The organism is Methylosinus sp. DMC45, from assembly GCF_056313885.1.
Genome location: NZ_JBQUZK010000008.1, coordinates 35,378 through 48,485, shown reverse-complemented (window position 1 = coordinate 48,485; position 13,108 = coordinate 35,378). Strand labels below are relative to the sequence as shown.

12 protein-coding genes and 1 pseudogene are annotated in these 13,108 nt (G+C 64.4%); 2 read left to right on the top strand and 11 right to left on the bottom strand.

Annotated features, from left to right (window positions below; genetic code table 11):
• The first annotated feature begins 137 nt into the window (after positions 1–137).
• Together ACT53T_RS03090 and ACT53T_RS03085 are read left to right on the top strand one after the other, a co-directional pair.
• On the top strand, positions 138–509 hold the full coding sequence (locus ACT53T_RS03090) for a class I SAM-dependent DNA methyltransferase (protein WP_476160003.1): 372 nt from the start codon (positions 138–140) through the stop codon (positions 507–509).
• A 426-nt stretch (positions 510–935) separates the two neighbouring features.
• Positions 936–1,247 (top strand): winged helix-turn-helix transcriptional regulator, encoded by a 312-nt coding sequence (locus ACT53T_RS03085; RefSeq protein WP_476159999.1) that lies wholly within the window; start codon positions 936–938, stop codon positions 1,245–1,247.
• A gap of 134 nt (positions 1,248–1,381) precedes the next feature.
• Here ACT53T_RS03085 and ACT53T_RS03080 read toward each other — a convergent pair whose 3' ends face one another.
• The 11 genes and pseudogenes from ACT53T_RS03080 to ACT53T_RS03030 all read right to left on the bottom strand — a co-directional run bounded on the left by ACT53T_RS03080 (position 1,382) and on the right by ACT53T_RS03030 (position 12,997).
• A complete protein-coding gene (locus ACT53T_RS03080; RefSeq protein WP_476159998.1) occupies positions 1,382–2,059 on the bottom strand; it encodes an FMN-dependent NADH-azoreductase in 678 nt (225 codons plus the stop codon).
• A gap of 57 nt (positions 2,060–2,116) precedes the next feature.
• Positions 2,117–2,518, bottom strand: coding sequence for a hypothetical protein (locus ACT53T_RS03075; protein WP_476159996.1), 402 nt, complete (start codon positions 2,516–2,518; stop codon positions 2,117–2,119).
• A 239-nt stretch (positions 2,519–2,757) separates the two neighbouring features.
• Entirely contained in the window at positions 2,758–3,189 is a 432-nt protein-coding gene (locus ACT53T_RS03070; RefSeq protein ID WP_476160002.1) for a DoxX family protein, read from the bottom strand.
• A 398-nt stretch (positions 3,190–3,587) separates the two neighbouring features.
• A complete protein-coding gene (locus tag ACT53T_RS03065) occupies positions 3,588–3,794 on the bottom strand; it encodes a YgaP family membrane protein (RefSeq protein ID WP_476159994.1) in 207 nt (68 codons plus the stop codon).
• A gap of 303 nt (positions 3,795–4,097) precedes the next feature.
• Positions 4,098–4,241 (bottom strand): annotated as a pseudogene (locus tag ACT53T_RS03060) (IS6 family transposase); the annotation flags it as partial.
• 82 nt (positions 4,242–4,323) lie between these two features.
• Complete coding sequence (locus tag ACT53T_RS03055) at positions 4,324–5,742, bottom strand: TolC family outer membrane protein (RefSeq protein ID WP_476159993.1); 1,419 nt, start codon at positions 5,740–5,742, stop codon at positions 4,324–4,326.
• A gap of 31 nt (positions 5,743–5,773) precedes the next feature.
• Complete coding sequence (locus tag ACT53T_RS03050) at positions 5,774–6,634, bottom strand: efflux RND transporter periplasmic adaptor subunit (protein WP_476159992.1); 861 nt, start codon at positions 6,632–6,634, stop codon at positions 5,774–5,776.
• The gene (locus ACT53T_RS03045; protein WP_476159990.1) at positions 6,603–8,600 is read right to left on the bottom strand and encodes a preprotein translocase subunit SecA; all 1,998 of its coding nucleotides are present in this window, start codon (positions 8,598–8,600) and stop codon (positions 6,603–6,605) included. The genes ACT53T_RS03050 and ACT53T_RS03045 overlap by 32 nt, the downstream gene beginning before the upstream one ends.
• Positions 8,593–10,740: a PqqD family peptide modification chaperone gene (locus ACT53T_RS03040; protein ID WP_476159989.1), complete on the bottom strand. Its 2,148-nt coding sequence runs from the start codon at positions 10,738–10,740 to the stop codon at positions 8,593–8,595. The genes ACT53T_RS03045 and ACT53T_RS03040 overlap by 8 nt, the downstream gene beginning before the upstream one ends.
• Before the next feature lie 9 nt (positions 10,741–10,749).
• The gene (locus tag ACT53T_RS03035; protein WP_476159988.1) at positions 10,750–12,639 is read right to left on the bottom strand and encodes an efflux RND transporter periplasmic adaptor subunit; all 1,890 of its coding nucleotides are present in this window, start codon (positions 12,637–12,639) and stop codon (positions 10,750–10,752) included.
• A 37-nt stretch (positions 12,640–12,676) separates the two neighbouring features.
• Positions 12,677–12,997 carry a DUF3467 domain-containing protein gene (locus ACT53T_RS03030; protein WP_400770750.1) on the bottom strand — a complete coding sequence of 107 codons (321 nt, stop codon included), beginning with the start codon at positions 12,995–12,997 and terminating at the stop codon, positions 12,677–12,679.
• Positions 12,998–13,108 lie beyond the last annotated feature (111 nt).

Sequence of the window (13,108 nt, the reverse complement as noted above, 5' to 3'; positions counted from 1 at the left end):
GCTCACCCCACGCCCGCGGGCGTATCAACCGCCGGGACTCAACTCGCCGCTGGATGAAACTTCGGGGGCACGTCACGTGAAAGCCCGACGGAAAAACGCTTTGGCGGCGGCGACATTTCGCTTCGCGCGTAGAAAAAATCCACCGTTTTCCTGGCCTTGTCAACGACTTCGCCTATATCGCGAAGTGCCATGCGCGGCTCGCCGCGCTGAACGAGTCCTTTCGTTCGGCTCTCGATCTCGGCTGCGGCGCCGGCCTGTTTGGACCGCTTCTCGAGACATTGAGCGATCGAAGGGTCGGCGTGGACCTTTCCCCACGAATGCTCGACAAGGCCAAGGCGCGCGGCTCCTATCACGAGCTGTTCGAATGTGAGGCGATCGACTTCCTCGAGGCGAGCGACCGACAATTCGATTTGATCGTCGCCTTGGACGTGCTCGTCTATGTCGGTCCGGGCTTGCGTTTCCCGAAGATTGGGATCCCGCTGATACAGCCCGCCTTGTCGCTTCACTAATCTGGGGCTTGGCGGTTGAGATTCACTCCGGCGCGAGCACCCATGAAATCCAACGGATGATTTCCCACTTTCTCGGGATGTGGCCGGAAGATTGACCATCTGGGACGGGTTTCGAGCCCCAGCAACCGCTCGCGCCTGCTCATGGATCTTCGAAAATAGATGATCCGTCAGGAGCAGGTCTGCGTCGGAGCAGTGTCACGAGCGCGTTTCACGCTTGACCGAGCTGATACAGGCGTTGCCGCTTGCCTGCGCCCACACCTACTCGATCACCTTACGCGGGACGATCGCGCATGCCCGATTGACACTGATACTAGCCGCTAGTAATATACATGCTTATTGGTAACTATAAAGACGCACAGATAGATGACGCGCCAAAAATTGCCCCTAGCCGATCCGTGGAACTCTGCGTGCCCATCGCGTGAGGTATTGGCCATAATCGGCGACAAATGGGCGCTGCTTCTGTTGCCTGTCCTGGCCGAAGGGGCCAAACGTAACGGTGAGCTGATGCGACGTCTCGACGGTGTTTCGCAAAAGATGCTCACCCAGACGCTCCGCGGTCTCGAACGAAATGGGATCGTTGTGCGTCAGGACTTCCAGGAAGTGCCGCCTCGGGTGGAGTATCGCCTGACTCCACTCGGAGCGTCGCTCGGCCGAGTCGTCGGAGCGCTCGATCAATGGGTGATCGAGAATTTTCGCGCTGTCGAAAAGGCTCGCACGGCCTTCGATCGGGCAGTCTGAAAAAGGAGTAGGCCAAGCACGGCTCCTGGCTCATTCCGTTTCGAATACGGCCGCCCGATCTCGAGGCGTCGATCCCATTCGAGCCTGAGCCATTCGGCTCGTCAGAGTTCGGATCGCGGGCTCGGAAGCGAACATCATCGCGACGTCGTCGACAATGGGCGGACGGCGATGAATTCGGACACCTGACGCACCAGAGGCTGCACTGCAGCCAATGCGTCGGCTAGTGAGCGGGAATGGCGATCGTCGCCAAACTCCTGATACTCGATTCCGATATGAAAGGCTTTCGTCGCACCGAGATAGCGGCCAACGACGCGAAGGTGCGTATCGAGATGATTCATCTCTTCACGTTCACCGCCTGGGCCGAAGCCGAACTCGCCACTCGAGGTCAGAATGACCAACGCCTTGCCCGACAAGATCGGCTCGAGGGGCCAGTCTCCGCGCGCGAGATCGAAAGAAAAGGTGCGATCGACCCTCACCACCTGATCGACCCACGCCTTGAGTATCGCGGGCATGCCGTAGTTGAACATAGGCGTGCCGATCACGAGAATATCGGCGACCTCCAGTTCACTGATCAGTTCGTCTGAGGCCGCGAGCACGGCGTGCATCGCCGGCGTGCGCGCCTCGGGTTTGGTGAAGCAGGCTGCGATCCACGCCGCATCGACGAAGGGTGGCGCGTGTTCGGAAAGGTCCCGACGCAGCACTGAATCGGCGGGATGTTGCTCAGACCATACATCGATGAACGATCGGCTCAATTGACGAGATAGCGAGCGACCGCCTCGGACGCTGGCGTCGAGATGGAGAAGAGTAGCCATTGGAAAGCTCCGAACACTTGGATGCTAGGGCTCCGCCCCGCCAAGGCGCATTCTGGTTCAGGCGCCCTTCGGCGACGCCTCGCCGATCGAGCCCCAGAAGCGTAGCACGCCCTGACCTGTTGCCGGATCGACCGAACCCCATGACCGGAACTGGCCTGTCAGGCCTTCGAACGCGCCCGTCGTCTCGACGACATTGTGGGTGGTGGCGCCGAGCAGACGTGCTTCGCCCTCGACCGCAGTCAAAACGCTTTGGTCTCGGGTCTGGATGGTGGAGCCGTCCTTGCGAATGAAAGTGTGTTCCATGGCGAAATGGGTCTTATTCCCTTCGACGCGCGGTTCGCCGACAACGCGTGCAAACGCGCCGCCGTCGAAGTCGCCCGTCATCGCAACGACATAGCCGCCAATGAGTTCAATGAAGTCGAAGGTTGCGGTGCCACCCATTGTGAATTGTTTGGTCATGCTCACTCTCCCGGTTGCACACCGGAACTGTCCGGCGGCCCCGAAGTTTATGAGCGCCGTCAGAACGATTAGACAAGTACGCACCTTCAGGTAACATAAAAAATACGATGCTATTCGCACGCTGCTCGAGTTTCGGAGCAATGACGAGACTCTGTTGCAGCGCGCCGCCGGCTTCCTTACGCAATGGTTCGTGGACGGTCTGGTGACGAAGATTTCGTTGTCCGCCTGACGCGCCGGTCTCACGGGCGCGCGCAGCGGCGCGGCAGCAGGCGATCGATCGAAACGACGCCGGGTCCGCGCGCGACGATGAGCAGCAGGCAGGTCGCCCAGACGCCGTGCGTCGGCCATGCATCAGAATAGACGAAGATTTCGATCACCAGCGTCATGGCGACCAGCGCCGCTGCGGCGAGCCGGCTCGCGAGACCGAGCACGAGCAAAACCGGAAATACATGCTCCATGATCGTGGCGGCATGCGCCGCGACGACAGGATCGAGCAGCGGCAGCTTATAGTCTTCCTTGAAGAGATAAATGGCGTTTTCCGAGATGCGCCAACCCTCGAGCTTCGTCTGTCCAGATTGCCAGAAGACAGCGGCCGGGAAAATGCGGGCGCCGAGCGCGATGAAGGAATAGGGAATGCGCTCGAGCGCTCCGATCACGCGCTGCGTGAGGATGCAGAGCGAGGCTCCCGTGAACCGGGAAGGATTCGAGCGCGAAGGCCAATTCCATTCGCTGCTCGTCTATCGGACGAGCTGCGAGGCGTTCCGCGATCCTGTCCTCGTCCAATTCCTCGTGGGCGACCATCCGTCGCGACAATCGTCGACATTCGCGACGTACGACCGTGAACAGCCCGCCGGCGAAGGATGCCGCCGTTCTCAGCGTACTCACGCGCTGCACGACAATCAGAAGCGCCTCTTGCACGGCGTCATCGATCTCGCTCGTCATGCAATGGCGCGTGGCGTAGCGGCGCGCGTCGAACCGGCACTCGGCGAGAAGACAGTCCGGCGCTACAGCGTCGCCCCCTTGAGCGCGGACGACGAGATCGTGCGAGCAAGCCGCCATCGACTTCCCCTCAGTGACCGAGCCGACGACCACCCACCATGGCGCAAGCGGGGCAAAAGCCCAGCAGCCCGCTCATCGGCGCCACGAGGCCCATGGCGGCGACGCCCCAGCCGGCCGGCGTCGCGCCGAAATAGGCGACCGAAGCGGTCGCGAGCCCTAGCCCCACCGCCACTCTGGCGACGCGCTCCCAGCTCGGAACATTTTTCACATACAACATCGTTCGTTCTCCCGTCCTGGTCAGAGGATCGATCCTCCTCGCCCGATTAGGAGGGAGGGAAATCCGAAAAAAGATTCGCTGCCACGAAAAAAATGTTACAGCGCGCCGACGCGAAGATCCGGCAACAATGCTGCCCGCATGTACGTGGATCGCTTCTCGAACCAAAGAAGGGAGATGGATTGCGCTTTCGGCTCTCACGGCGATACGCCTTGTCCTGTAATCCAAAGACCCGGAGCAACATGGTCGACACGAGGGAAGCCGATCTGACGCACCCTATCATCTTTTCCAATATTGAACGAGGAACTGACGATCGAGTTCGGGCGCGTATTTGACGACCCAGCGATTGAGCGTGGAATGGTCGACTTCGACGCCGCGCTCTTCCATCATTTCCTCGAGTTGCCGATAGCTGATCGGGTAGGCGACATATCAGCGCACACCCCAAAGGATGACATCTCGTTCAAAAAGGCTGCCGAGAAGTCGCTCGGCGGAGGGCAGGAAACTTTTGCGAAATCGGAGTCGACACGACAGCTTAAGGGGTGTCCAGCCCGATCCAAAGCTCGCGTATCTGCTCCAGATTTTTTGCCGGATCATATCGCTCGACATCGAGATCCAAGCTCTCGGCGGACAAGCCGCCGACGCCCGCGAGAACGGCGCAGGCGGCGACGACGCGATCATGCTGCGCCGAGACCATCTTCACGCGCGCGTCGAACAGCGCCTGCTGCGCATTCAGCACATCGAGAAACGTTCTCTGGCCGAATTCCGCCTCGTTGCGAATTTGCCGGAGAGCCCGCTCCGAGGAGCGCACCACCGTTCCGCCATAATGCAGCGCCGCATTGGCGGTCGCCAGCCGGCTGTAGCTCGCGGCGAGCTTGGCGCGTACGACGCTGCGCTGCGCCGAGACATGCGCCTGCGCCTGACCGAGCTGCTGCTTGGCCTGACGCACCGCGGAATATTCGGCGCCGCCATCATATAATGGCACGTTGAGCGTTCCCGTCACCTGCGCGGAAAACTGCCGCGTGCCGGGATAGCCGAGATAAGAATCATATTGCTGGAAGACTTGGCCGCCCACGGAGAGCGACGGCATCAGCGCGCCCTCGGCGACCTTCACCGCCAATGACGCGACATCCACTTGATGAAGAGACGAGATCACCTGCGGATGCAAGGCGACGGCCTGCTCGAGAGCGCGCTCGGCCGTCGCCGGCAGATCGCGCTCGCAGCCCTTCGCCGGCTCGAGCCGGTCGGGCGCGCGGCCGATCACCTCCCTATATTCGGCGATGCTGGCGCGCAGCGATTCCCGCGCGGCCACATGATCGGATTCGGCTTGCGCCAGCGCCGCTTCCGCCTGCGCGACATCGGCGATCGTCGCCATTCCCATTTCGGCCCGATCGCGCGCCACGCGCAGCTGCTCCATCAGAACGGCCCGATTGTGCTTGCGCAGGCCGAGCGCGGCGGTGTCGCGCAGCACGTCCATATAGACGGTCGCCGCATGCAGCAGCACTTCCTGCTCCGCGGCCAGCAGAGTCGCGCGCGCGGCGAGCACGCCGGACTCCGCCTGACGCGTGGAATTATCGGAGCGCCAGCCATCGAACACGGTCAGCGACAGATTCAGCGCGCCGCTACGCGGATGCCCGAAATTCTCGTCATTCGTGTAGAGGCGATTGCGCAGCTGATCGCGGCCGCCCGGCTGACGCACGCTCGACTTTTGCGGACCGGCGCTGAAAGACGCATTGGCCTTCGGCCGATGTCCCGCCGCCGCCTTGGACACATCCTCGTCGCGAACCCGCACGACGGCTCGCTGCTCCTCGAGATCGGGATTATTGGCGTAGGCCGCGGCCAAGGCGCCCTTCAACGTCTCCGAGCGGCTGTCTTGCGCCGCGAGCGTCAAGACGCATGACACGAAGGCGCAAAGGACCCGCCCGCGGCGACGATCGGCGAGATCGTTCTTCATGGCGTCGCCATCCGATGCGCTCGCGCCGCGGTCATTTCGCATCCCTCTCACGCGCCGCCTCGTCGAAATCGAGCTTGCAGCGTTGGCCGCCCGGCAGGCGATTGTCCGGGTTCGGCAATAGAAGGCGCACGCCGAATGTCGCGCTCGCCGGATCGAAAACGCGATCGATCACCGAGACCGTCGCGGCGTGGCTCCCGCCGATAGGCTCGTCCGGCGCGACCATGATGGTCTCGCCGATCGCGATCTTCGGATACATGGCGACCGGGAGAAACGCCTCGACATGCAGCGGATCGAGATGCACGACGCTCATGATGAAAGTGTCCTGATGGACGAACTCCCCCGGCGACAGCTTGCGCTCGGCGATCACCCCCGCAATGGGGCTGCGAATGGTCCTTTGCTCGAGCACCGCGCGAGAGCGCTCCACCTCGAGCTCGGCGAGCCGCAATTCCACCTTCTCGCGCGCCAGATCTTCTTCCGCGACGCGCATATCCGCTCTCTGCTCGTCGAATTTGTCGCGCGTGACGCTGTTGCGCGCGAGCAGCTCTCGCGCGCGGCCCATGCGCGCCCGGCTGAGCGTCAGCCGCGCGGCCTGAGCCTCGACGCGCGCTGCGCTGGCGGCGCGGGCCTTGTTCAATTCGAGCGTCGCGGCCTCGACGCTCGATTCGAGCCGGGCCACCACTTGGCCGGCAGCAACGACGTCTCCGCGTTCGACGAGCACCTCGGAAACGAGCCCCGCCGTCGGGCTGCCGAGCTTGACGGTCATCGTCGGATCGATGACGCAATCGAACCGACGGCCGTCGGCGCGCGCCGCGCCGCATGCCGTGAGAGCCGCCGCGACGACGACTGCCGCGAGCGAGCGGCTATTCCGCTTTTCCGGTGAAGGCGAGCGCATGATCGAGAGTCTCGTCTCTGTCCAATAATTCGTGACGCATATGAGCATGAAGCCGCTCCGCGCGACGTTGCGCTGTGCGAAGAGCCAAACGCGCGGGCCATGACCAGCCGGCTCGAATCATTACGTACATTAGGTACCGTTCGAAGGGTAAAGCGTTGGTGTCCGTCAGAGCGTCCTCGAGCGACAAGATCGCTTGAAAGCAGCCGTGTTGTCCTTGTCGCGCGCAGCGTCCGGCCAGCTGGCGGTCGATTCTGCGCGCGTCGTGAAGCTCGGACATGATGACGTGCAGTCCGCCCAATTCGATCACATCGTCGTCGAGCTTTATGTCGGTCCCGCGGCCCGCCATGTTCGTCGCGACCGTGATGCGGCCGCGCCGCCCCGCGGCGGCCACGATCTCCGCCTCGGCCGCGTCCTGCGCGGCGTTGAGAACGACATGCGGCAAGCCGGCCGCGGCGAGCGCCTCGCTCGCTCTGCGCGATGTGGCGACCGATCTCGCGCCGAGCAGCACGGGCGCGCCCCGCCGATGATGCTCCGCGACCGTCTCCGCGACCGCGCGCCATTTCTCCGCCTCCGTGGCGAAGATACGATCGGCGAGCAGCTCGCGTCGCGAGGGCCGGTTGGTCGGCACGCGCGCGACGGCGAGGCGATAGACGCTCCACAGCTCGCCCGCGACCTCCGCGGCCGTGCCCGTCATGCCGGCGAGCCGCTGATAGCGTCGAAAGAAGCGCTGATAGGTCATTCGCGCGATCGTCGCCCGGACGCCCGAGATCGCGCCGCCTTCCTTGACCTCGATCATCTGATGGAGCCCGTCGCTCCAGAAGCGATCGGCCATGACGCGGCCGGTATGCTCGTCGACGATCTCCACCTTCCCGCCGCGCACGATGTAATGCTCGTCGCGATGGAAGAGGCGCATCGCCGTGATCGCCTGAACCGCCCATTCCTCGCGTTGCGCCGTCATGCGCCAGCGGCTTCCGAGCGGCTGCGCCAATTCGGCGAGCAGAGCGCGGCCGCTCGCGGTGAGCTCGACCCGACGCTCGTCGAGGCGGATCGCAAAATCGCGTCCTTCGCTCATCCGCTCGGCGAGCGCCAGCGCATGAGCGAATTCCTCGCGCTCGGAGGTCGATTGAAGCTCGCGCGAGAGAATGAGCGGCGTGCGCGCCTCGTCGATGAGTATGCTGTCCGCCTCGTCGACAATGGCGAAGTGAAGGCCGCGCAGCAGAAGATCGCGCTCCGGCGCCGCCGGCGCGGCGAGCCGCGCGAGCTTGTGCCGGAGATCGCCGCTCCGCCGCCCGAGCGCCAAGCGGTCCCGCAAATAATCGAAGGCGAGGGTCTTGTTCGTGCAATAGGCGATGTCGCAGGCGTAGGCCTCCGCTTTTTGCTCGGGCGCCATCTCCTGCGTGACGACGCCGACGCGCAATCCGAGAAATTCATAGAGCGGCCGCATCAGATCGGCGTCGCGACGCGCGAGATAGTCGTTTACCGTGACGACATGGGTCGGGATTCCGGCCAGCGCCGCGGTCGCCGCCGCCAATGTCGCCGTGAGCGTCTTGCCTTCGCCCGTGTCCATCTCGGCGATCATTCCGCAAAGGAGAATATCGCCTCCGATCAGCTGCACGTCGAAGTGACGCATTCCGAGCACGCGATCCGACGCCTCGCGGATCACCGCGAATGCTTCCGCGATCGCCTCGGGGTCGCGCGCGCGACAGCGATACAGCGTTTCACGCAGCGCTCGGCCGCGCAGGCGCAGCTCCACGTCGGAGAGCGCGCGCAGCTCCGCCTCATGCGCGGCGACGCGCTCCACGACGCCGGAGGCGCCGCGCCCGGCGAGCCAGCCGATCGCCGGCGCAAATCGCGCCGCCGCCGCTTCCGCCGCGCGTTCCAGCGCACCCGATCGCGGCCAGCGGCGCTCGGGATAGATCCGCGAACGCGGCAGGGGAACGCGCGCCGGCGCGGACGCCTCAGACACCGAACTGCCTCAGCAGCAATTGGCGCGCGGCGCGCCAGATGCGCCCAGCGACCGGCTCGGCGCCATGATCGAAGCGCACATAGACGCGCTCGCCTATGTTCATCCGCGCCTCTTGCGGCGGGACATGAAGATCGAGGTGAAACTGCGTTTCGAGCGCGCGCGGCGCATCGGTCTTGGTCGGATCGATCGCAATGTCGCCGCCGCCGCGCTTGCTGAGCGCGAGGCTCGGCAATTCGTCCAGAGCCGCCGGCGCCTCGCGCGCGACAATTGCGGGAATCACGCGATCGACGCGATCGACGAAGCGGACCTCCACCTTCATCGTGCGGCTGCGCACGAGATCGATATCCGATTGCGGAACCACGACGCGCACCACCGGGTCGCCTTCTGCGATGACATAGCCGAGCAGATCGCCCTTCTTCAAAAATTTTCCGGGAAGGTCCGCCGCGCGCGGCAGGATGAGGCGGCCGGAATTCTCGGCGACGATCTCGAGATCGGCCATGCGCCGCCGGTTCAGCGCCAAGGCGCCTTCGAGACGACGCAGCTCCTCGCGAAAAATATTGGCCTGCACGAGATCGGAGCTGGCGACAGCCTCGAGCCGCAGGCGATAGGCCTCCGTCTGCGCCTCCAGCACCGCGGTCTCGCCGGCGAGGATCGGGTCCGCCAATGTCGCGACGCGCGTTCCGGCTTCGACAGGGCGATCCTCGGCGACGAGCGCGTCGATCACTTCTCCGTCCGTGCGCACGCGAAGCGTGGACTTCTCCGGCGCGACGACGACGCCCTGCGCCATGGTCGCATAAGGAGCGGGAATCACCGCGGCGAAGATGACGAGCGCCGCTGTCGCGAGGCCGCAGGCGAGCAGCGCCCGTCCACGCACGCTTCGCAGCTGCGGATCGGCGAGGAGCCGGCCGAAGCCTTTCGCGAGCGGCAGCGCAACGCCGGTCACGAGCCCCCAGAGCGCGAGCAGAATGCCGAGAATGAAGAAGCGCGAGCCGATGAACAGAGCTATGCCGAAGGTCACGGTCATTCGGTAGACGAAGGACGCCGCCGCATAGGCGAGAAGCCAGCGCGCCTCGCCGGGCGCCGTCGCCGGCGAGGCGAGATGCGCGAGGCCGAAGATGTGGCGCTGCAGAAGATAGAGCGCATAGGCGTTGGCGCGCGCGCCGAGATTGGGAATCTCGATCAGATCGGCGAGAATATAATAGCCGTCGAAGCGGAGCAGCGGATTGCCGTTGACGAGCAATGTCGAGGCGCTGCCGATCAGCATGACGTCGAAGGCCGCGGCGCGCACGAAGCCTTTCTCGACGAGCGCCCAGACCATCATCGCCACTGCGGCGAGGAACATTTCGACCATGATCCCCGCCGCGCCGACGATGATGCGGCGCCGCTTCTCCTGAAAGGCGGCCGAGGCGGAGGCGTCGACATAAGGGACCGGCATCAGCACGAGCAGCATGACGCCGAGCTCATGGACCTCGCCGCCCCAGCGCGCCGTCGCCATGCCATGGCCGATCTCATGCAGCGCCTTGACCAGCGGATAGACCAGCAGCAGAAGAACAATGTTCTCCGCGGACAGAACGCGATCGGCGACATTATGGGTGAGCGCGGTCCATCGCATGCCGGCGAGCGCGAGCCCGATGGCGATCGTCGCGAGCCAGAAGCCGAAGCCCCACCAGCTGAACAAGAATCTGCCGAGCGGCGCCGTCGCGGCGAGGAAGCGCTCGGGATCGATCAGCGGAATGCGGATCGCCAGCGGATTGCGAATGTTCTGCACGAAGCTTCGACGACTGTGCCGATCGGCCCGATGCGCCAATTCGTCCATATCCGGCGGAACGTCGCCGATCAGAAGATCGGCCGCATGAACCTGGGCGAGAAGACGAATGGTCTCGTCCTGCGTCGGCTGATCGTCGCCATAGCGCTCGCCCATCATCTCCCAAATCTGGTCGATGGTGCGGCGACCGTCCATGAGGCAGACGATATGATGCGCCAAGGGCGAGAGGCGATGAAACTGACCATTCTGCCGATCCTGCAGAACATACCACAGCTGGCCCCGATGCCGCTGGCGATGGATGCGCGCATGCGCGCGCAATCTCGGCTTGAGATCGGCGACGCGATACCAGGAGGAGCTGCGCAGCGGCGCGACCATCGGGCGCTCCTAAGCCAGCCATCGCCAGGACCAGACCTTCAGCCAATCGACCAGCGATCGGGTCCAGATCCAGCCGATGCGTCTGCGGCCCGCATCCACTTTTCCGACGCCTTTCATGCCGGGCCGCAGCTTCGGCGAGCTCGCCCGCAGCGCGGCCTCGATGCGAAAAGTGTTCGCGCCTTCGTCGGCCTTCGCCACAGGCGTAATTTTTTCGACGGTGATCGGGAAGGTCTCGTTCGGGAGCGCGGCGATCAGCAATTCGCCGCCCGCTCCGTTCACGATCTCATTGACCTGCGATTCGTCGACATCCAGAACGACCCGCCAATCGTCGAGCGGCGCGATCTCGAACAGGAGCTGCCCGCGCTGGACGGCGGCGCCGATGGACTGGCTGAGATCGCCGGAGACGACGAGGCCGTCGAAAGGCGCCTGCAATTTCGTACGCGCGAGCTGCTCGTCCGCGAGCTTTATCTGCGCCTCGGACTCCTGCATCTCGGCGCCGAGCACGCGCGCGTCGGCGCGATTGCGCGCGCCGCCGGCGCGCTCGAACTCATATTGCTTCTTCTGTCTCTCCGTGACCCAGCGCAAGCGCTCGAGCGCGAAGTCACGATCGTCGAGAGTCGCCAGCAGGTCTCCGCTGCGCACCTCGTCGCCGGCGCGCACATGCGCGTCCTTGATGAATCCGTTGAATGGCGCGACGATCGCGCGCTGCACCCGGCCCTCGATCACGGCGTTGGCGCTCACGCGATAGACGTCGGTCACGAGAGAGAGCAGCAGGCTCAAGGCAACCAGCGCGAGCGCTGCGAGCTTGCGTCCGACATGGCCCGGCCCGACGAGATCATGCGCCTGCGCGCGAAGCGATTCCCACGCCTTGAGGATCAGCCAGCGATCATCGCGGCGGCGAATGTCGAGCACGGGACCGAGCGCGGAGGCGAGACATTCGAGAAAAGCGATCTCGTCCTGCTCGAACGGCCGGTCCTTGCCGCGCTCGAAGGTCAAGGCCCCGACGAACTGGTCCTTGGCGAACATGGGCGTCGTCAGAATGGCGGCGCAGCCATGCGCCTCGGCCAATTCGCCATGCGCGCGGACGATCGTCGAATCTTCCGGGCGCGACGGATAGAGGACGACGGCGTGCTGATCGACCGCCTCAGTCATCGCGCCATTCAAAAGCCGAACGAGGTTGAGGTCTTTTCCGAAATGCGCGCTATGGGAGATCGCGGCGACGCGCACGCCCGACTCTTGCGCGAAGCCGATGCTCACGCGCTCGCAGGCATGGAGCGACGCGAGCTCGGTGACGCAGGCGCGACAGGCCGGCGCGAAGCCCTCCTCCTCGAGCGCCAAGGCGAGCATGTCGAGAACGCTCGTCACGCGGCGCAGACGCTGCGTCGATTCGGCGGCGGCGTCCATGCGCAGACGCTCGCGGATCCGCGCGACGCCCCATTGCAGCTGCCGCGCCGCGAGCCGCGCTTGCGCCGAGCCATCGCCTTGAATCTCGATGGCCGCGGCGCCGAGAATTTTATCGTCGATGATGATCGGATAGGCGATTTGCGCGACCGGCGATGGCGCGCCGGAGTCGAGGGCGGGCTTGCTCACCACGCCGCGGCGTTGCATGACAGCGAGATCGATCGTCGAATGAAGGCGCGAAACGGCGTCGACGCCTTCCGGCCATGAGGCGATTTTTCGATTGCCGCCTTGGTCCCGCAGAGCGATCGCGCCGCAGATCGCAAAGGAGATCATTCCGCATTGCAGCGCCAGCCATGCGGCGAGGACAGCGTCGAGATCGGCGGCGTCGTCCAGACGCTTCCACAGCGCCTGCTCGAGGACGGAGACGCGCTCCTCGTCGAGCAGCCGCGCTCTTTCAGGGGGCCGCGGACCGCCGGCCCCCTCTGTGCTCGCGAGCATTGTCACGCGTCACCACCGCGCCAAAGGTGCGGCGCGCTCAGCGCCCGTCGATTTTCAGCGCGCCGTGGCGGCTCTCATATTCCTTGAGAACGCCCGCCAGCGCGACGCTGAGGCGCTTGGCCGCATGCGGGCTGAGAATGACGCGATCGGTCAATTCGACATGCACCTGCCGCTCATTGCCGATGTTCCAGGTCTTGTTGGTGCCGAAAAACAGATCCACCTGCTCGAGCGTGCTCTGAATATTCACGACATTGGCGAAATGCGTGACCATGCTGCGATCGTCCCACAGCACCGCCGACTGACGGGCGCCGTCTGCAATGTCGGCGGCGGGCTGCGCATTCGACTCGACCTGATCCATAACCACACTCCGTTTTGAAAACGAGCACGCTCTACTTCATGCTTCTAAAGCGCCGGTCACGATTCGCATCATTGTATGACGGTCATATTACAGCGCTGCGCGGCCCTCCCA